This is a genomic window from Serratia quinivorans (assembly GCF_052113645.1).
Lineage (GTDB): Bacteria > Pseudomonadota > Gammaproteobacteria > Enterobacterales > Enterobacteriaceae > Serratia > Serratia quinivorans_B.
Genome location: NZ_JBIEIU010000003.1, coordinates 114,273 through 133,796 on the forward strand (window position 1 = coordinate 114,273; position 19,524 = coordinate 133,796).

Below are 19,524 nucleotides of genomic sequence, written 5' to 3' on the forward strand. Positions count from 1 at the left end.
CCTCGTTATTCGATGACGACCAGTGGCTCGTCAAATTCTACCGGTTGGCCGTTCTCTACCAGAATGGCTTTCACCACGCCGGATTTATCCGCTTCGATCTGGTTCATCATTTTCATTGCTTCAACGATGCACAGAGTGTCGCCGGCGTTCACTTTCTGGCCGACTTCGATGAAGGCTTTCGCATCCGGGCTTGGCGTGCGGTAGAAAGTGCCGACCATTGGGGAACGGACGGTGTGGCCACTCATGGCCGCTGGTGCTGCAGGCGTTTCGGCTGGCGCGCTGGCCACGGCGGTAGCCAGTGCTGGCTGCGGCTGTGCCGGCATTGCGTATGCCTGAGGCATCATTGGGTAAGCCTGCGCCGGAGCGGCGCGGCTGATGCGAACTGACTCTTCGCCTTCAGAAATTTCCAGTTCAGAAATACCTGATTCTTCAACCAGTTCGATCAGTTTCTTGATTTTACGAATATCCATGAGTGTGATTCCGTACTCTTTTGTGTAGCAATTAGTGGGTTTTCGACAGACGGTTAACCGCTGCCTGTAAAGCAAATGTGTAGCCATCCGCGCCGAGGCCGCAAATCACACCTACCGCAATATCGCAGAGGTAAGAGTGATGGCGGAAAGGCTCGCGGGCATGCACGTTGGAGAGGTGGATCTCGATAAACGGGATCTGCACCGCCAGCAATGCATCACGCAACGCCACGCTGGTATGCGTGAACGCGGCAGGGTTAATCAGAATAAAATCTGTGTTGCCGCGCGCCTGGTGTATGCGGTCGATCAGCGCATGTTCGGCGTTAGACTGCAGATGGCTCAGGGTAATATCCAGTGCGGATGCCTGGTTTTCCAATCCGTTAACAATCTCTGTTAACGTCGTGCTGCCGTACTTCTCCGGCTCACGCGTCCCCAGCAGATTCAGATTGGGGCCGTTCAGAAGCAAAATGTGAAACTTATCCGCCATTGTGCTGGTATCTCCGGCAATAAAACCATCATCGTAGAAAATAACCCGACGTCACAGATTTGTCACCTGTTAAGGGGAAAATTCACCCTGAGAACAGGAACAAGGTCGGGCATTATAACGATATCGTAGCAATTCGCAGCTAAATACTGGTCTTATCAGCGAAGATATTCAACCCTAAATCAGTAAACTGGCCGGGGGGATATCGCATTATGAGGGGTAGAACACAGAAAAGTTCCGCCTTTTAACGCCACCAATTGCGGAATTTCTTGTATCGCAGCGCCAGCAGCACGACAGCCACCAGGGCATAAATGAAGGGCTGCGGCGAAAAGGTTTTTACCGACCACAGGTAGTGAATCGGCGCCAGGATCGCCACCAGATAGACCAGATTATGCAATATCTGCCATTTGGCTCCCAGTTTGCGCATCGCCCACAGCGTGGAGGTGGCGGCCAGCGCCAACAGGATCAGCCAACTGATAATGCCGAGCGTCAGGTAAGGGCGGGTCACCAGCTCTCGTCCCAGCAGACCGATATTACTCAGTCCCAGTTCCAGCGTCGAATAGCTTATCAGATGCAGCGTGCCCCAGGCAAAACACCACAATCCCACCAGGCGGCGGCAGCGGATCAGCAGCGGTTGCCGGGCGTAACGCGCCAGTGGCGCAATCATCAAGGTCGCCAGCAACAGTTTCAGCGTCATTCGGCCGGTAAAATGTTGAATATCCTTTGCCGGGTCAGCGCTGAACCACCCTTGGTCCACCGACAGCACCAGCCAGAGAAAGGGCAAAAATGCCGCCAGATAAATGGCGACCTTGATCCCTTTGATATGAGCCGGAGTTAAACGCACTTAAAAGTTCTCCCGCAGATCCAGGCCGCGATACAGCGATGCCACCTGCTCGCCATAGCCGTTGAACAGCAGCGTGGGTTGGCGTTTGACGTCAAGAATGCCGCCGGAGCCGATAAAACGCTCGGTAGCCTGCGACCAGCGCGGATGATCGACGTTCGGATTTACGTTGGCGTAGAAACCGTATTCATTCGGTGCGGATTGATTCCAGGTCGTGGGCGGCTGGTCGCGCACCAAACGGATATGGACGATCGACTTGATGCCCTTGAAACCGTATTTCCAGGGAGTGATCAACCGCAGCGGTGCGCCGTTTTGCGGCGGCAGCGTTTTGCCGTATACGCCGACGGTCAGCAATGCCAATGGATTTATGGCCTCGTCGAGACGCAGCCCTTCTATGTAGGGATACTGCAGCCCACCGCCGATAAACCGGTCTTTCTGGCCCGGCATCTGCTCCGGATCGTACAGCGTTTGGAAGGCGACGTAGCGGGCGTTGCTGTTCGGCTCCGCCAGTTTGATCAGTTTACCCAGCTCAAAGCCAATCCAGGGCACGACCATCGACCAGGCTTCCACGCAGCGCATACGGTAGATACGTTGTTCCAGCGGGAAGCGTTTGATTAAGTCATCCATGTCCAGCGTGATCGGTTTGGCGACCTCGCCGTCGATACGTACTTTCCAGCCTTCGGTTTTCAAGCCGCCGGCATTGGCGGCCGGGTCGGCCTTATCCAGACCGAATTCGTAGAAGTTGTTGTAACCGGAGACTTTGTCTTCCGGCGTCATGGCCAGTTGAGCCTGCCAGGCTGCCGGTTTGCTGAATTCCAGTGGTTTGCCTGCCGGCGCTTTGGGCCGATCGTGGCCTTTGAACCATGACAACAAATCGGCCTGCGCGTTAAGCGGCAGAGCCAGCGACGCGGCGGTAATGCCTAACGCCTGCAGCACCTTGCGCCGCTGATGAAATACGCTCTCGGGCGTCACATCGGCTTCGGTCAATTTAGGGGACTTTCTCATGGTGTTTTCTCCGCGTTTTATCCCCGTCGTCTTTTAAGCCGCTGGGTTGTGAGTCGCCAGCTGAGGTTGGTGGGGATGGATGAGGTAAGCATGGCGTGAAACCAGGCCATATGCGAGAGAACGCGGGAAAATATGAAATTTCGCAGGCGGCGGTTCCCCCCCGTTGCCGGGGGGCGATGAGGTTTAGCGTATTTTCACCAGAGTGCGACCGGTCACTTGGTGGTCCAGCAGCGCGGCGGCGGTGGCCGGGGCCTGTTCCAGGGTGATTTCCTGGGTGGCCTGTTGGTAGAAACTGTCCGGCAGAATACCGGCCAGCCGCTCCCAGGCGGTTTGGCGGCGATGCAGTGGCGTGTGCACCGAGTCCACACCCTGCAGGCGGACGTTACGCAGGATAAACGGCATCACCGTGGTGGGCAGATGGTAGCCACCGGCCAGGCCGCAGGCGGCAACGGTGCCGTTATAGTTCATCTGCGCCAGTACTTTCGCCAGCAGCCTGTCGCCGACGGTGTCTACCGCGCCGGCCCAAAGCTGTTTTTCCAGCGGGCGCGAGGCTTCGAGGTAACCGTCGCGCGACAGGACCTCTTTAGCCCCCAGCGCTTTCAGGTAATCGGTATTGCTTTCACGGCCGCTGATGGCGGTAACGTGATAGCCCAGCGCCGCCAAAATGGCGATGGCCGTGCTGCCCACGCCCCCGCTGGCGCCGGTAACCAAAATGTCGCCGTCGTCCGGGCGCACGCCGCCTTCTTCCAGCGCCATTACGCACAGCATGGCGGTAAAGCCGGCGGTACCGAGGATCATCGCTTTACGTTCGTCCAGCCCGTTCGGCAGCGGTACCAGCCATTCGCCGGAGACCCGCGCCTGCTCGGCCAGGCCGCCCCAGTGATTTTCGCCTACGCCCCAGCCGGTAAGCACCACGCTTTGGCCTTCTTTAAAACGATCGTCACGGCTCTCGCGCACCGTACCGGCGAAGTCGATGCCAGGCACCATCGGGAAATTGCGCACGATCTTGCCTTTGCCGGTGATCGCCAGCGCATCTTTATAGTTAAGGCTTGACCAGTTGATGTCTACCGTGACATCGCCGTCGGGCAGCAGATCGCTGCTGATATCCTTGATGTGAGCCAGAGTTTGGTCGTCTTGTTGTTCCAATAACAGTGCACGCATGTCACTCTTCCTCTTGTTTGCATTTTTGCCATAGATGGCTGAATCAGATTTAATTGACTATATGCATATAAGAAATTTATGTCCTGATAAAAGGCAAAAAATGGCGATTGAAGGTTTTCTTCGTGGTCGAGGCTTGGTAGCTTGGGCTACGTGAACCGTCGGCGAGTCTCGCCAGAGCGACACGCGTTATTCATTAAAAAAATCAGGGTATTGTGTTGGATTCATTTGAGCGGATTCGGGGCCTTTATACTTCCAAAGGTGAACATTCACGTAACCATAACGGACAAGGCACAGGGATGCGATTCACCACCAAACTCTCTGCATTGATCACCCTGCTTGTTGCTTTGGCGATGTTTTTGATGCTGATGGGCTGCTCATACAGCTTCTTTTACGTCACTCAGGAGCGTCTGGATCGCCGTTTCGAGTCGCTGATGACCTCGCTCGATCAGGCGATGTTGCACGAGTCTCCAGAGGAACAAAAACGCTGGTTACCCTTGGTAATGCGCCCACTGGGTATCGTGGCCGTCAGTGTGGATACCAGCCACAGCAATCTCCTCTCTTATAAATTGCCGACGCTGAAGCTGCCCTGGGAGTCGCTCAACGGCTACCGGCAGGTTGCTGTGCCGTTGATGCAGCATCCCGGCGCTTCACTGCGTATCACTTATGTTGATCCTTTCGCCAGCGATGTGCGTTCGCTGCAATCTACCGCTGCCGTCACGTTGTCGATCGTCGTGATGGTGGTGATCCTGCTGTTTAGCCTGCGCTGGTTACGCGATCAGGCCGACGGAGAGGATCGGCTGGAACGCCGCGCACGGCGCATCCTTAACGGCGAAAGAGAAAGCGTGATGCAGGGCGACATGCGCGAATGGCCGGCGAACGTCAGTGGCGCGCTCGATCGCTTGCTGACGGATCTGGCGGAAGCACGCGAGGAACGCAGTCGGGTCGACACCTTGATCCGCGCCTTTGCCGCCCAGGATGCCAAAACCGGCCTGAACAACCGCCTGTTCTTCGATAACCAACTCACCACCCAACTGGAAGAGGAAGGCTCGCACGGCATTGTGATGATGGTGCGACTGCCCGATTTCGACACGCTGCGGGAGATCCACGGCAACAGTGCGGTGCAGGAACTGATGTATTCACTGGTCAATCTGCTGTCGACCTTCGTAATGCGCTATCCCTCAGCGCTGCTGGCACGTTATTTCCACAGTGATTTTACCGTGTTGTTGCCGCATCGCACGCTGAAAGAGGCGGACGGCATTGCATCACAGTTGGTTCACGCGATTGACGCCTTGCCTTCAACGGCGCTTATCGATCGCGAAGCATTTTTGCACATTGGCATCGTGGCGTACCGCAGCGGGCAAACCACCGAACAGGTGATCGATTATGCGGAGCAGGCCACGCGCCATGCCACGTTGCAGGGTGAAAACGGCTGGTATGTTTATGACAGCCAGGTGCCGGAGAAAGGGCGCGGCAGCGTCAAGTGGCGAACCCTGCTGGAGCAGGTGCTGGCGCGGGGGGGCCCGCGTCTGTATCAGAAACCGGCGGTGACGGTGGAAGGGGAAGTTCACCACCGTGAGGTCATGAGTCGGATTTATGATGGAACGCAGGAGCTGCAGCCATCCGAATATATGCCGTTGGTGCGGCAGCTAGGGCTGGCGGAAAGCTACGATCGTCAGCATCTGAGTCGTATGCTTCCTTTACTGGCATTGTGGCCGGAAGAGACGCTGGCATTTACGCTGTGCGTGGACTCCTTATTGCAGCGCAGTTTCCAGCGTTGGCTGCGAGATAGCCTGCTACAGTGCGAAAAAAGTCATCGTCGGCGAATTCTGATTGAACTTGCAGAGGCAGACGTGTGTCAACATATCGACCGTTTACGTCCGGTGCTGAGATTACTGTCAGGATTGGGCTGCCGTTTGGCGGTGTCCCAAGCCGGGTTAACCGTGGTGAGTACCTCCTATATCAAGTCCTTACCGGTGGAATTAGTCAAGCTCCATCCTGGTCTGGTGCGGAGTATTGATAAGCGTGATGAAAATCAGCTGTTCGTTCAGAGCCTGACCGGCGCCTGCGAAGGCACCAGCACCCAGGTTTTTGCCGCCAGCGTGCGGACGCGTAATGAATGGCAGACGCTGAAAGAGCGTGGGATCCTCGGCGGGCAGGGCGACTTTTTCGCTTCGCCGGAACCGATAGACGTCGGGCGTAAAAAATATTCGCGTCGTTATCGTGTTTAACCTGAATACCGAACAAAAATTAACGTAGAATGAGCGCCAATTCATCTGGGCTATTTTATCTGTCATTTTGGGGTGACCCCCAAACTGCCTGCGACAATGACGCCTATTTGATATAGGCTCTTGTCAGTCCTTTTCTGTTGAGCGTTGGTAGGTGCTTACCACCAGCGGCAATCAGGGAATATGTTAGATTTTATGAGCTGTGTTACGCCGTTTCGTGCGCTGACAGGGTGGTAAACTGAGCCTTTGTTCAGGGAATTCAGGCCTCATCCAATTTCCGTGCATTCGAGCAGAAACAATACAGACTATTTTTCACCGAAGTAGAACGTTTTTGCGCCTTGTCGCTGCTTCGTGTGGTTGGTAAAGTAGGCGGATTTTATTTTCCGCCCCCAGCTTGCAGGATTATCCTTTAGTTATGTTTAAGAAATTTCGTGGCATGTTTTCCAATGACTTGTCCATCGACTTGGGTACCGCCAATACCCTGATTTATGTTAAAGGGCAAGGCATTGTACTGAACGAACCGTCGGTGGTTGCCATTCGCCAGGATCGTGCCGGTTCACCCAAGAGCGTTGCGGCCGTGGGTCATGAGGCTAAACAAATGCTGGGGCGTACGCCCGGCAATATCGCGGCTATTCGTCCGATGAAAGACGGCGTGATCGCCGATTTCTTCGTGACTGAGAAAATGCTGCAGCACTTTATTAAACAGGTTCACAGCAACAGCTTCATGCGGCCAAGCCCGCGCGTGCTGGTGTGTGTGCCGGTTGGCGCAACTCAGGTTGAACGTCGCGCTATCCGCGAATCTGCCCAAGGGGCCGGTGCGCGTGAGGTGTTTCTGATTGAAGAACCTATGGCTGCGGCTATCGGTGCCGGCCTGCCGGTTTCAGAAGCGACCGGCTCGATGGTGGTGGATATCGGTGGCGGTACCACAGAAGTGGCGGTGATCTCACTGAACGGTGTGGTCTACTCTTCTTCCGTGCGCATCGGCGGCGACCGTTTCGACGAAGCTATCATTAATTATGTGCGTCGCAACTACGGCTCACTGATCGGTGAAGCGACCGCCGAACGCATCAAACACGGCATCGGCTCAGCGTATCCGGGCGATGAAGTGCATGAAATCGAAGTTCGCGGCCGTAACCTGGCTGAGGGCGTGCCACGCGGCTTTACCCTGAATTCCAATGAAATCCTCGAAGCGCTGCAGGAGCCGTTGACCGGCATCGTCAGTGCGGTGATGGTGGCGCTGGAACAGTGTCCGCCAGAGCTGGCTTCCGACATTTCCGAACGCGGCATGGTGTTGACCGGCGGTGGCGCATTGCTGCGCAACCTGGATCGCCTGCTGATGGAAGAAACCGGTATACCGGTTGTCGTGGCAGAAGATCCGCTGACCTGCGTAGCCCGCGGCGGTGGTAAAGCGTTGGAAATGATCGACATGCATGGCGGCGATTTGTTCAGCGAAGAATAGTCAGCCCCAGGAAGGAGGAATCGTATCGGGTGAATGCGCAAAGCGAAAATCAGGTACGGTTCCTCTTTCTGTTGTCGAGGAACACGCATAATTTATGAAGCCGATTTTTAGCAGGGGGCCTTCCCTGCAACTACGACTTTTTTTGGCGGTGATCGTGGCTATTTGCCTGATCGTTGCCGATAGCCGTCTCGGTACGTTCGTGAAAATACGTAACTACATGGACACGGCCGTCAGCCCTTTCTATTTTTTGGCCAATGGGCCACGTAAAGTTTTGGACAGCGTTTCAGAAACGCTGGCTACCCGCCAACAGCTGGAGCTGGAAAACCGCGCTCTGCGGCAGGAACTGCTGCTGAAAAACAGCGATATTCTTCTTCTTGGCCAATTCAAGCAGGAAAACGCCCGCTTGCGTGAGCTGTTAGGCTCGCCGCTGCGCCAGGACGAACACAAAATGGTCACCCAGGTGATCTCGACCGGCTCCGATCCTTACAGCGATCAGGTGGTGATCGACAAAGGCTCGGATAATGGTGTTTATGAAGGCCAGCCGGTCATCAGTGACAAGGGCGTAGTGGGCCAGGTGGTGGCGGTGGCCAAGGTCACCAGCCGCGTGTTGCTGATCTGCGATGCCTCACATGCGTTGCCGATTCAGGTGCTGCGCAACGATATCCGGGTGATTGCCGCCGGCAGCGGGTGTGCCGACGATTTACAGCTCGAACATCTGCCGAACAATACCGATATCCGCGTGGGCGATGTGCTGGTCACTTCCGGCCTTGGCGGTCGCTTCCCGGAAGGTTATCCGGTGGCGGTGGTGTCCTCGGTCAAAGTGGATAACCAGCGCGCCTATACCGTGATTCAAGCTCGACCGACCGCAGGGCTGCAACGCTTGCGCTATCTGCTGTTGTTGTGGGGCGCCGATCGTAACGGCGACATGCCGTTGCCGCCGGACGAAGTGCACCGCGTGGCCAATGAGCGTCTGATGCAGATGATGCCGCAGGTTCTGCCGCCTGCCGATGCGGTGGGGCCACAGTTGCCTCTGCCTGCTCCGGCAACCGGCGCCGCGGTACAAACCGCTGCCCCTGCTGCGGGAGTCACTCAATGAATCGCTACCGCAGCAACGGGCGTTGGATAATCTGGCTGTCATTCCTGGTGGCGCTGGTGCTGCAAATCATGCCGTGGCCGGAGCAAATCTACATGTTCCGACCTTCCTGGCTGGCTTTGATCCTGATCTACTGGGTGATGGCGCTGCCTCATCGGGTTAACGTCGGCACCGGCTTTGTGCTGGGGCTGATCATGGATCTGATCCTCGGCTCTACGCTGGGCGTACGTGCGCTGGCGTTAGGCATCATCGCCTACCTGGTGGCGTTCAAATTCCAACTGTTCCGCAATATGGCGCTCTGGCAACAGGCGCTGATCGTCGTGCTGTTGTCACTGGCGATGGACGTCGTGGTGTTCTGGGCCGAGTTTTTAGTGATCAACGTCTCTTTCCGCCCAGAGGTGTTCTGGAGTAGTGTGGTGAACGGCATCCTGTGGCCATGGCTATTCCTGCTGATGCGCAAAATCCGCCGTCAGTTCGCCGTACAGTAAGGGTATTTCTATGACTTCGCTTTATCTGGCCTCCGGCTCCCCCCGTCGACGTGAATTACTGACCCTGTTGGGTGTGCCGTTTGAAATCATCCTGACGGATACCGAAGAACAGCGGCAGGAAGGGGAAGCCGCGGAAGCCTATGTGCGCCGTTTGGCGCAGGATAAGGCCAAAGCGGGCGTTGCGCTGGCACCGCAGGACTGGCCGGTGCTGGGCGCCGACACCATTGTGGTGCTCAATGGCCAGGTGTTGGAAAAGCCACAAAGCGAAACGCACGCGGCGCAAATGTTGGCGGCGCTGTCGGGTAAGCAACATCAGGTGATGACCGCGGTGGCGATCGCCGATCGCCAAGACGTTCTGTGCCAGCTGGTGGTGACAGACGTGACATTCCGCAACCTGTCACAGCAGGATATCTGCGACTATATTGCTACGGGCGAGCCGATGGATAAAGCGGGCGCCTACGGAATTCAAGGAAAGGGTGGTTGTTTCGTCAGAACGATAACCGGGAGTTATCATGCGGTGATGGGTTTGCCGTTAGTCGAAACACATGAGCTGCTCAGTAATTTTGTCGCATTACGTGATGTAAGAACCGGTTGATGGGCGCTGCCATTATCGACCGGCTCTGAGGAGAAGGCATGACAGCTGAGCTACTGGTTAATATCACACCGTCTGAAACGCGGGTTGCCTATATCGATGGCGGCATCCTGCAAGAGATCCATATCGAGCGCGAATCCAAGCGCGGCATCGTCGGCAATATTTATAAAGGGCGCGTAAGTCGCGTGTTGCCGGGCATGCAGGCAGCATTCGTCGATATCGGCCTGGATAAGGCGGCCTTCCTGCACGCTTCCGATATCATGCCGCACACCGAATGTGTCGCCGGCGATGAGCAGAAAAATTTCCACGTGCGTGACATTGCCGAGCTGGTACGCCAGGGGCAGGATCTGATGGTGCAAGTGGTGAAAGATCCGCTGGGTACCAAAGGCGCGCGTCTGACCACCGACATCACTCTGCCTTCGCGTTACCTGGTGTTTATGCCGGGGGCGGCGCACGTTGGCGTTTCGCAGCGTATAGAAAGTGAAGCCGAACGCGATCGCCTGAAAAAAGCGGTGGCCGGTTACTGTGATGAGCTGGGCGGTTTTATCATCCGCACCGCGGCGGAAGGCATTGGCGAAGAAGAGCTGGCGCAGGACGCGGCCTTCCTCAAACGCCTGTGGACCAAGGTGATGGAGCGTAAAAAACGCAACCAGACCAAATGCAGATTGTACGGTGAGCTGGCGTTGGCGCAGCGCATTCTGCGTGACTTCGCCGGGGCGGCGCTGGACCGGATCCGCGTGGATTCCCGCCTGACTCACGATCTGCTGGTGGAGTTTACCGGCGAGTACATCCCGGATATTACCGCCAAGCTGGAGCTGTACACCGGCAGCCAGCCGATCTTCGACCTGTACGACGTCGAAAACGAGATACAGCGTGCGCTGGAGCGCAAGGTAGAGCTGAAATCCGGTGGTTACCTGATCATTGATCAGACCGAAGCGATGACGACCGTGGATATCAATACCGGCGCTTTTGTCGGTCACCGCAATCTTGACGAAACCATCTTCAATACCAATATCGAAGCGACGCAAGCCATTGCCCGCCAACTGCGGCTGCGCAATTTAGGCGGCATTATCATCATTGATTTCATCGATATGAACAATGAGGAGCATCGCCGCCGGGTATTGCATTCACTGGAGCTGGCGCTGAGTAAAGATCGGGTAAAAACCACGATCAACGGTTTCTCTCAGCTAGGCTTAGTGGAAATGACGCGTAAACGTACACGCGAAAGCATTGAACATGTGCTGTGTAACGATTGTCCTACCTGTCATGGACGCGGCACGCTGAAAACAGTGGAAACCGTGTGCTACGAAATCTTGCGTGAAATTGTGCGCGTGCACCATGCTTATGATTCAGATCGTTTCCTGGTTTACGCCTCTGCGGCGGTGGGTGAGGCGCTGAAAAGCGAAGAGTCCCATGCGCTGGCCGAAGTGGAAATCTTTGTCGGCAAGCAGGTGAAGGTGCAGATCGAACCTTTGTACAGCCAGGAACAATTTGACGTTGTCATGATGTAGTCCGCCTGTTGGCGGCGACAGTCCGACATGGGTGGGACTCAGCGTGCTGGGCCCCACCGTGCAGAGATATTCCCGTTGCCAGGCAGCGGAAGCAAGGAGAACTGCGTGAGGCGACTGCCTGGGATTTTGTTAGCTACAGGCGCCACTCTGATTGTAGTCGTGGCGTTGCTGATCAGCGGGCTGCGTCTGGCGCTGCCTGAACTGAACAATTATCGCCCTCAATTGCTGGCAAAGATCGAAAGCCTCTCCGGTGTGCCCGTGCAGGTCGATTTCATGCAGGGCAGTTGGGAGACCTTTGGGCCACAGCTCGAAATGCGCAATGTGCGCGCCACGCTGCCCAAAAGCAATCTGCATATTGAACGCGTAACGCTGGCATTGGATGTGTGGCAATCATTGCTGCATTGGCGCTGGCAGTTTCGCGATCTCACCTTCTACCAATTCCAGTTTGATCTGAACGCTACGCTGGGGGGCGAAGAGCACCAGGGCAGCACTATCGAGCCGGGTAAAATCACCGATCTGCTGCTGCACCAGCTGGACCATTTCGACCTGCGCGACAGCCGTATTTCATTCCTGACGCCTGCCGGTGCGCGTGCCGAATTCGAAATTCCGCAGCTGACCTGGCTGAATGGTCGCGAGCGTCACCGTGCCGAGGGGCAGATTAGCCTGTCGACGTTGAACGGCCAGCATGGCGTGGTGCAGTTGCGCATGGACTTGCGTGATAACCAGGGGTTATTGAATACCGGTACGGTCTATATGCAGGCCGACAATATCGACATGAAGCCCTGGTTCACCCGTTGGCTGCGTGCCAATACCGGCCTGGAAAGTGCCGACTTCAGTCTGGCGGCTTGGCTGCAAATCCAGAATGGCGAGATCGCCGGCGGCAATGCGTTGCTGAAACAGGGCGCGGCCAACTGGAACGTGGGGACACAATCTCACCGCTTGGACGTGGACAATCTGGCGCTGACGCTTAGCCGCCAGGGCACTGGCTGGCAGGTGGACGTACCGCAGTTGAACCTGAGCACCGACGGTCAGGCCTGGCCGCAGGGCAAACTCTCCACGCTGTGGCTGCCGGAAAACACCGAATTCCTGGGGCCGGGGCAAAGTGAAGAGGTGCGCGTGCGTGCCACCAACATTCAGCTTGAACGCCTGGCGGCGCTGCTGCCGACCTTCTCGTTCCTCAGCCCGGAGGTGTTGGACCGCTGGAACGATCTGCAACCGCAAGGTAAGGTCAACGCGCTGGCGCTGGATATTCCGCTGAAACAACCGGAAAAAACGCGCTTCCAGGCCCGCTGGCAGGACGTCAGTTGGCAGCACTGGAAACTGCTGCCGGGAGTGAATCACTTCTCCGGCGCACTGAGCGGCGGCGTAGAAAATGGCCGCCTGCAGCTTGATCTCAACGACAGTACGTTGCCGTATGGCGATATGTTCCGTGCCCCGCTGGAAATCAGCCGCGCGCGCGGTGCGCTGACCTGGCAGAACAACGACCAGGGCTGGGAGTTGGCGAGTAAAAATCTGGATGTGAAAGCCAAGTCGCTGTGGGTTAACGGTGATTTCCGCTATCAGCAACCGGCCAAAGGCGAGCCGTGGCTGAATATCCTGGCAGGCATCCGCCTGTATGATGGCGCGGACGCCTGGCGCTACTTCCCTGAACCGCTGATGGGCAAACACCTGGTGGATTACCTCAGCGGTGCTATTCAGGGCGGGCAGGTGGATAACGCCACGCTGCTCTACAACGGCGACCCACAGCATTTCCCTTACCGCAAACACGAAGGCCAGTTTGAGGTGTTTGTCCCGCTGCGCCACTCCACCTTCCAGTTCCAGCCGGAGTGGCCGGCGCTGACCGATCTGGCTATCGATCTCGACTTTGCCAACGAAGGGCTGTGGATGAATGCCCCACAAACCAAACTGGGCAAAGTCGACGGCAAGAATGTCAGCGCGGTGATCCCGGACTACCTGAAAGAGCGTTTGCTGGTTGATGCCGACGTGGCGGGCCAGGGTTCAGAGATCCACGACTATTTCAAACAGACTCCGCTGCACGATTCGCTGGGCTCCGCACTGGACGAGCTGCAGATTGGCGGCAATGTAAGTGGGCGCTTACATCTTGATATCCCCTTGAATGGCGAGCTGGTGCGTGCCACGGGCGAGGTTGCGCTTAACAACAATTCACTGTTGGTTAAGCCGATCGAAAGTGAGCTGCAAAAGGTCAGCGGCAAGTTCCGCTTTGATAACGGCAACCTGACCAGCGATACCCTGTCTGCCCACTGGTTCGGGCAGCCAGTGGCGGTGAATTTCACCACTCTGGAAGGGAAAAGCGACTACAAGGTCAATGTTGGCCTGAAGGCTGACTGGCAGCCGGGTAAATTCCCGGGCATTCCACAGGAAGTGAGCGATGCGCTGAGCGGCAGCGCCCCCTGGCAAAGTCAGGTGGCTATCCTTTTGCCTCATCAGGGCGCGGCCAGTTATGACATCGGTGTCGATGCGGACCTCAGAAAAGTAAGCAGTCACTTACCCTCACCGCTGGATAAACCGGCGGGTGAGCCATTGCCGTTGAGCGTAAAAGTGAAAGGCGGCCTGAATGGATTCATGCTGACCGGCAGTGCCGGCAAACAGAACCATTTCAACAGTGAATGGAGCTTCGCCAAACAGCAGGTCACGCTGGCCCGCGCGGCATGGCAGACCGCCGGCGGCGGCACCCCGCCATTGCCGAGCGGAAAATCGCTGACGCTCAACCTGCCGCCGCTGGACGGTGAGAAGTGGCTGGGCCTGATGGCGCCGGCGCTGAAACAGAGCGACGGCATGGGTAAGGTCGGCGGATTTAACTTCCCGACCACGGTAGCGCTAAAAACGCCGCAGCTGTTATTGGGGGGCCAGGCCTGGCACAAGCTGACGCTGTCGGCAGAGAAACAGCTGGGTGGCACGCTGGTCAGCGCCAAGGGCGATGAAGTTGACGGCAGCCTGCGGGTGGCGAGTCAGGGGCCGTGGCGCGCCGATATCAACTACCTTTATTACAACCCGCAGTTTGACGCCGGCAAGAAGGCTTCGACGACAACCACGGCCCCGCTGGCGGCCGCAGATGCAGATAAGGTGTCCTTCCGTGACTGGCCGTCGCTGATGTTGCGCTGCAAATCGTGCTGGGTAATGGGGCAAAACCTCGGCAAGGTAGAGGCGGATCTGGCCAATCAGGGCGATACTCTCCTGCTGACGCATGGATTAGTCGATACCGGTAAAGGGCGCATGACCGCCAGCGGCCTGTGGAAGCAGAACGCTCAGGAAGAGCGCAGCTCGCTGAAAGGCAAACTGCTGGGTGCCAAAATTGACGAAACTGCTTCCTTCTTCGGTATCACCACGCCGCTGAAAGGCGCACCTTATGATGTGGATTTCGATCTGTACTGGCGTGGTCAGCCGTGGAAACCCCAGTTGGATACGCTTAGCGGTGCGCTGAAAATCAATATGGGCAAGGGCGAAATCGACAGCATGGGCGGTGGCCGTGCCGGCCAACTACTGCGTCTGGTGAGCTTCGATGCCCTGTTGCGCAAGCTGCAGTTCGATTTCAGCGATACCTTCGGGAAAGGCTTCTACTTTGACTCCATCCGCAGCACCTCGTGGCTGAAAGATGGCATAATGCATACCGATAACCTCTTGGTTGATGGGCTGGCAGCGGATATTGCCATGAGCGGCCAGATCGACCTGGCGCGTCGGCGGATTGATATGGAAGCGGTGGTGGCGCCGGAAATTTCAGCCACCGTCGGCGTGGCGGCGGCCTTCGTGATTAACCCGATCGTCGGCGCAGCGGTGTTTGCCGCCTCGCAGGTGCTGGGGCCGTTGTGGAACAAGATTTCCTTGATTCGCTACCATATCAGCGGCGATCTTGATCAGCCGAAAATCAACGAGGTCCTGCGTAAGCCAAAGGAGGATAAGGCGTCATGAGAAATGCTAACGTTGCGTTGTTACAGTTGTGCAGTGGCGATCGGGTGCGTGACAACCTGGCCCAGATTGAACAGCAGATTAAGCAGCTCAATACCGGGATAAAACTGGTGATGACGCCGGAAAACGCGCTGCTGTTCGCCAATGCTGCGGCTTATCGTGAGCATGCGGAACAACAGGGCGACGGACCGCTGCAAAACGCGGTGCGCGAGATGGCGCGGCGCTATGGCGTTTGGTTGCTGGTGGGCTCCATGCCGCTGGTCAGCCGCGAAAATCCTGCGCTTATCACCACCAGCAGCCTGTTGTTCGACGATCAGGGTGAAATCCGGGCGCGTTATGACAAGTTGCACATGTTCGACGTGGACATCAACGACTCCCACGGCCATTATCGTGAGTCGGACACCTATCAGCATGGCCAACAGCTCACCGTAGTGGATACCCCGGTCGGTCGGCTTGGCATGACCATCTGCTACGATCTGCGCTTCCCGGCGTTGTTTCAGGCGCTGCGAGCGCAGGGTGCCGAACTGATTTCCGTGCCGGCAGCCTTTACCCGCGTGACCGGCGAAGCGCATTGGGAAATACTGCTGCGTGCCAGAGCGATTGAAAACCAGTGCATGATCCTGGCTCCGGCACAGGTGGGCAGCCATGGCCCGACGCGTCGTACCTGGGGCCACTCGCTGGCGGTAGACGGTTGGGGCAAAGTGCTGGCCGAGAACCCGGATGCGGTATCGGCGTTGAAGGTGCGGGTAGACATTGCCGGCCTCAAAACGATTCGCGAGCAGATGCCGGTATTGCAACACAACAGATTCCAGACGTCGCTGACCGCGCCGTTTGAAAAAAACTCCTCCATTAAAGAGTGAAAAAATTATGAGCCTGACGTTTGTCAGTGAGCAGTTACTTGCTGCCAATAAGCTGAGCCACCAGGACCTGTTCTCCGTTCTGGGGCAACTGGCAGAACGCCGCCTCGATTATGCCGATCTCTATTTCCAGTCGAGCTACCATGAAGCCTGGGTGATTGAAGACGGCATCATCAAAGATGGTTCTTACAATATCGACCAAGGGGTTGGGGTTCGTGCCGTCAGCGGCGAGAAAACCGGCTTCGCCTATGCCGATCAGATCACCCTGAACGCCCTGCAGCAAAGTGCCCAGGCGGCGCGCAGCATCGTGCGTGACAGCGGTAATGGCCAGGTGCATACCTTGGGTGAAATCAGCCATCAGGCGCTGTATCCGCTGCTCGACCCGCTGCAAAGTTTGCCGCGTGAAGAGAAAATTGCCCTGTTGCACCGTGTCGACAAAGTGGCCCGCGCCGCCGATAAGCGAGTGCAGGAAGTCAGTGCCAGCATTACCGGTGTGTATGAGCAGATCCTGGTTGCGGCAACCGACGGTACCCTGGCGGCGGACGTTCGCCCTCTGGTGCGTTTGTCCGTCAGCGTGCTGGTGGAACAAGACGGCAAGCGTGAACGCGGCTCCAGCGGCGGCGGCGGTCGTTTCGGTTATGACTATTTCCTGGAAATCGTCGAAGGTGACGTTCGTGCCGATGCCTACGCCAAAGAGGCGGTACGCATGGCGTTGATCAACCTTACCGCCGTTGCGGCCCCGGCCGGCAATATGCCGGTGGTGTTGGGCGCCGGCTGGCCGGGCGTGCTGCTGCATGAAGCCGTGGGCCATGGCCTGGAGGGTGACTTCAACCGCCGTGGCACGTCGGTGTTCAGCGGTCAGATGGGGCAGTTAGTGGCTTCCGAGCTTTGCACCGTGGTGGATGATGGCACCCTGCAGGGGCGCCGGGGTTCACTGGCTATCGACGACGAAGGCGTACCGGGTCAGTACAACGTGCTGATCGAGAACGGCATCCTGAAAGGCTACATGCAGGACAAGCTCAATGCGCGTCTGATGGGCGTTGCGCCGACCGGTAACGGCCGCCGCGAGTCTTATGCGCATCTGCCGATGCCGCGCATGACCAACACCTACATGTTGGCAGGCAAGTCGACGCCGGAAGAGATCATCGCCAGCGTCGAATACGGCCTGTATGCGCCGAACTTCGGCGGCGGCCAGGTGGACATCACTTCGGGCAAGTTCGTGTTTTCCACCACCGAAGCCTACCTGATTGAAAATGGCCGCATCACCAAGCCGGTGAAAGGCGCTACGCTGATTGGCTCAGGCATTGAGGCGATGCAGCAGATTTCGATGGTCGGCAACGATCTGGCGCTGGATAAAGGCGTCGGCGTTTGCGGCAAAGAAGGGCAAAGCCTGCCGGTGGGCGTCGGCCAACCGACCCTGAAGCTGGACACCCTGACCGTCGGCGGTACCGCGTAATATTCCCCCAGGGGCCGGATCTCGGCCCCTATCAACTTTATTTTGCGGCCCTCATCGCATTAGCAGCAATTTATTGGCTGGGCTGAAATTAAGAGCGATTGACTGTTTTTCCCTGCTTAAGTAAATCAATAAATTACATTTAACTATTTCAACCCATTTTCTGCGGTTGGACCTCGGAATTTTCTTTATCGATTGGCCTGACTGCGTCGGCGGCTAATGATTTGCATCTTGTTACATTCTTCCTTTCGCCGTTAGAATGCGGAAAAAACACACGGATGATCTTCTGAATGGATTCAGTTATTCAACGGCTATCGGCAGCTTTGCTGTGCATTTTCTTTTCCTCCGCGACCGGCGCTAACCTGCTTAGCCCAGCCGATCGCGACACCATTCAACAGCAGCAGCGCGAATTGCTGGAACAAAACCAGCAGCAGCGACAGGAACTGCAACGCAGCCTGACGCCGACCTTGCCCACCCCCGCAGAACCCAGCGCCAATGCCGGCGGCCCTTGCTTTACCCTCACCCATATCCGGCTGGAAGGCGCGGATCATCTGCCTGCCGGCGCGCAACGCAAGCTCACGCAGCCTTATCTGCAGCAATGCCTGAATCTGGGCCAAATCCAGACGCTGGTGCAGCAGGTATCCGACTGGTATATCAGCCGTGGCTATATCACCAGCCGCGCATTCTTGACCGAGCAGGATTTGTCGCGTGGCGAGCTGCGGTTGCTGGTGCTGGAGGGTAAGCTGGAGAAAATTCTGCTGGAACAACAAGGGGATCGCATGCTGAAAATGGCTTTCCCGGGCCTGCAGGGCAACATCCTTAACCTGCGTGATATCGAACAGGGGATGGAACAGATCAACCGTCTGCGTAAGCAGCCGGTGCAGATAGAAATCTTGCCGGGCAGTCGGCCGGGTTACTCGGTGGTCAATTTGAGCGCCAAACCCGAGTTTCCGCTGATGCTTGGCTTGGGGTTCGACAACAGCGGGCAAAAAAGCACCGGTAGCGGCCAGATCAACGGATCGCTGACCGGCAATAACCTGCTGGGGTTGGCGGATCAATGGTTTGTCGCCGGTGCCCGCAGCAGCGATTTCGCCAACGATCACAATGCGCGCAGCGTGCAGACCGGCGTCAGCCTGCCTTACGGCTACTGGACGCTGGATTACAACTATTCCTACAGCGACTACCTGACCACCCTCAACAACCAGGGATTTGACTGGCGTTCCAGCGGCGACAGCCAGACCCACCGGCTGGGCGTTTCGCGGGTCCTGTTCCGCGACGGCGAAATGAAAACCGGCCTGTCGCTGGGGCTGACGCACCGCATCAATCGCAATTATCTCAATGATACCCGTCTGGAAAGCAGCAGCCGCAAACTGACCAGCGTCACGCTGGGCGTCAGCCACAGCCAAAAGCTGTTGGGCGGTTTCGCCACGCTGAATCCGGCCTATAGCCGCGGAGTGCCCTGGCTGGGGGCGGAAAATGACAGCGGAAAAATCAAGGAAGCGCCCCGGGCGGAGTTTCATAAACTGTCGCTTTCCGGCAGCTATTACTTGCCGCTGGCGCAGGATTGGACCTACCTCACCAGCCTGTACAGCCAGTGGAGCAACCACCGGTTGTACGGCAGCGAGCGCCTGACGATTGGCGGCGAGAGCTCGGTACGTGGTTTCAAGGAACAGTATCTTTCCGGTGACAAGGGCGGCTACTGGCGCAATGAAGTTAACCGGGCGCTGGTGACCTTACCGTACCTCGGCAGCATTAACGCCCTGGCGGCGCTGGACGGCGGTTACCTGCACCGTGACGCGCTGGATGCCAACGCCTCCGGCACGCTGTGGGGTGGCGCAGTGGGGTTGGGGAGCCGCAGCCGCTATTTCAGCAGTCAACTGACCGTCGACTGGCCACTGGCTTACCCGGATTGGCTGAAGCCGGATCGGGTTTCGGTCTATTACCGGGTCAATATTGTCATTTAA

At 57.2% G+C, this 19,524-nt stretch carries 15 protein-coding genes; 10 read left to right on the top strand and 5 right to left on the bottom strand.

The annotated features are described in order from the left end of the window. Positions 1–5 precede the first annotated feature (5 nt). The 5 genes from accB to acuI all read right to left on the bottom strand — a co-directional run bounded on the left by accB (position 6) and on the right by acuI (position 3,958). On the bottom strand, positions 6–470 hold the full coding sequence (gene accB, locus ACGS9J_RS07895) for an acetyl-CoA carboxylase biotin carboxyl carrier protein (protein ID WP_442230406.1): 465 nt from the start codon (positions 468–470) through the stop codon (positions 6–8). Positions 471–501: 31 nt separating this feature from the next. Further along, entirely contained in the window at positions 502–954 is a 453-nt protein-coding gene (gene aroQ, locus ACGS9J_RS07900) for a type II 3-dehydroquinate dehydratase (RefSeq protein WP_085119698.1), read from the bottom strand. 241 nt (positions 955–1,195) lie between these two features. Next, positions 1,196–1,795, bottom strand: coding sequence for a protein-methionine-sulfoxide reductase heme-binding subunit MsrQ (gene msrQ / locus ACGS9J_RS07905; RefSeq protein ID WP_442230407.1), 600 nt, complete (start codon positions 1,793–1,795; stop codon positions 1,196–1,198). After that, a complete protein-coding gene (msrP, locus tag ACGS9J_RS07910) occupies positions 1,796–2,797 on the bottom strand; it encodes a protein-methionine-sulfoxide reductase catalytic subunit MsrP (RefSeq protein ID WP_442230408.1) in 1,002 nt (333 codons plus the stop codon). A gap of 183 nt (positions 2,798–2,980) precedes the next feature. After that, positions 2,981–3,958 carry an acrylyl-CoA reductase (NADPH) gene (acuI, locus tag ACGS9J_RS07915; RefSeq protein ID WP_442230409.1) on the bottom strand — a complete coding sequence of 326 codons (978 nt, stop codon included), beginning with the start codon at positions 3,956–3,958 and terminating at the stop codon, positions 2,981–2,983. Between the two features lie 296 nt (positions 3,959–4,254). Between acuI and csrD the strand changes: the two genes are divergently transcribed. From csrD to ACGS9J_RS07965, 10 genes are all read left to right on the top strand, one after another. Continuing rightward, positions 4,255–6,186 (top strand): RNase E specificity factor CsrD, encoded by a 1,932-nt coding sequence (gene csrD, locus ACGS9J_RS07920; protein ID WP_442230410.1) that lies wholly within the window; start codon positions 4,255–4,257, stop codon positions 6,184–6,186. Between the two features lie 412 nt (positions 6,187–6,598). Next, on the top strand, positions 6,599–7,642 hold the full coding sequence (gene mreB, locus ACGS9J_RS07925; protein ID WP_012147106.1) for a rod shape-determining protein MreB: 1,044 nt from the start codon (positions 6,599–6,601) through the stop codon (positions 7,640–7,642). A gap of 94 nt (positions 7,643–7,736) precedes the next feature. Beyond that, positions 7,737–8,738, top strand: a complete 1,002-nt coding sequence (mreC, locus tag ACGS9J_RS07930; RefSeq protein WP_442230411.1) for a rod shape-determining protein MreC — start codon at positions 7,737–7,739, stop codon at positions 8,736–8,738. Continuing rightward, positions 8,735–9,223 carry a rod shape-determining protein MreD gene (gene mreD / locus ACGS9J_RS07935; RefSeq protein ID WP_012147104.1) on the top strand — a complete coding sequence of 163 codons (489 nt, stop codon included), beginning with the start codon at positions 8,735–8,737 and terminating at the stop codon, positions 9,221–9,223. The genes mreC and mreD overlap by 4 nt, the downstream gene beginning before the upstream one ends. Before the next feature lie 10 nt (positions 9,224–9,233). After that, positions 9,234–9,818, top strand: a complete 585-nt coding sequence (locus ACGS9J_RS07940; RefSeq protein WP_442230412.1) for a Maf family protein — start codon at positions 9,234–9,236, stop codon at positions 9,816–9,818. A 38-nt stretch (positions 9,819–9,856) separates the two neighbouring features. Further along, positions 9,857–11,326: a ribonuclease G gene (gene rng / locus ACGS9J_RS07945; protein WP_442230413.1), complete on the top strand. Its 1,470-nt coding sequence runs from the start codon at positions 9,857–9,859 to the stop codon at positions 11,324–11,326. Positions 11,327–11,431: 105 nt separating this feature from the next. Beyond that, the gene (gene yhdP, locus ACGS9J_RS07950) at positions 11,432–15,253 is read left to right on the top strand and encodes an AsmA2 domain-containing protein YhdP (protein WP_442230414.1); all 3,822 of its coding nucleotides are present in this window, start codon (positions 11,432–11,434) and stop codon (positions 15,251–15,253) included. Beyond that, the gene (gene nit1 / locus ACGS9J_RS07955; RefSeq protein ID WP_442230415.1) at positions 15,250–16,110 is read left to right on the top strand and encodes a deaminated glutathione amidase; all 861 of its coding nucleotides are present in this window, start codon (positions 15,250–15,252) and stop codon (positions 16,108–16,110) included. The genes yhdP and nit1 overlap by 4 nt, the downstream gene beginning before the upstream one ends. A gap of 7 nt (positions 16,111–16,117) precedes the next feature. Continuing rightward, the gene (gene tldD / locus ACGS9J_RS07960; RefSeq protein ID WP_442230416.1) at positions 16,118–17,563 is read left to right on the top strand and encodes a metalloprotease TldD; all 1,446 of its coding nucleotides are present in this window, start codon (positions 16,118–16,120) and stop codon (positions 17,561–17,563) included. A 287-nt stretch (positions 17,564–17,850) separates the two neighbouring features. Further along, positions 17,851–19,524 carry a ShlB/FhaC/HecB family hemolysin secretion/activation protein gene (locus tag ACGS9J_RS07965; protein WP_442230417.1) on the top strand — a complete coding sequence of 558 codons (1,674 nt, stop codon included), beginning with the start codon at positions 17,851–17,853 and terminating at the stop codon, positions 19,522–19,524.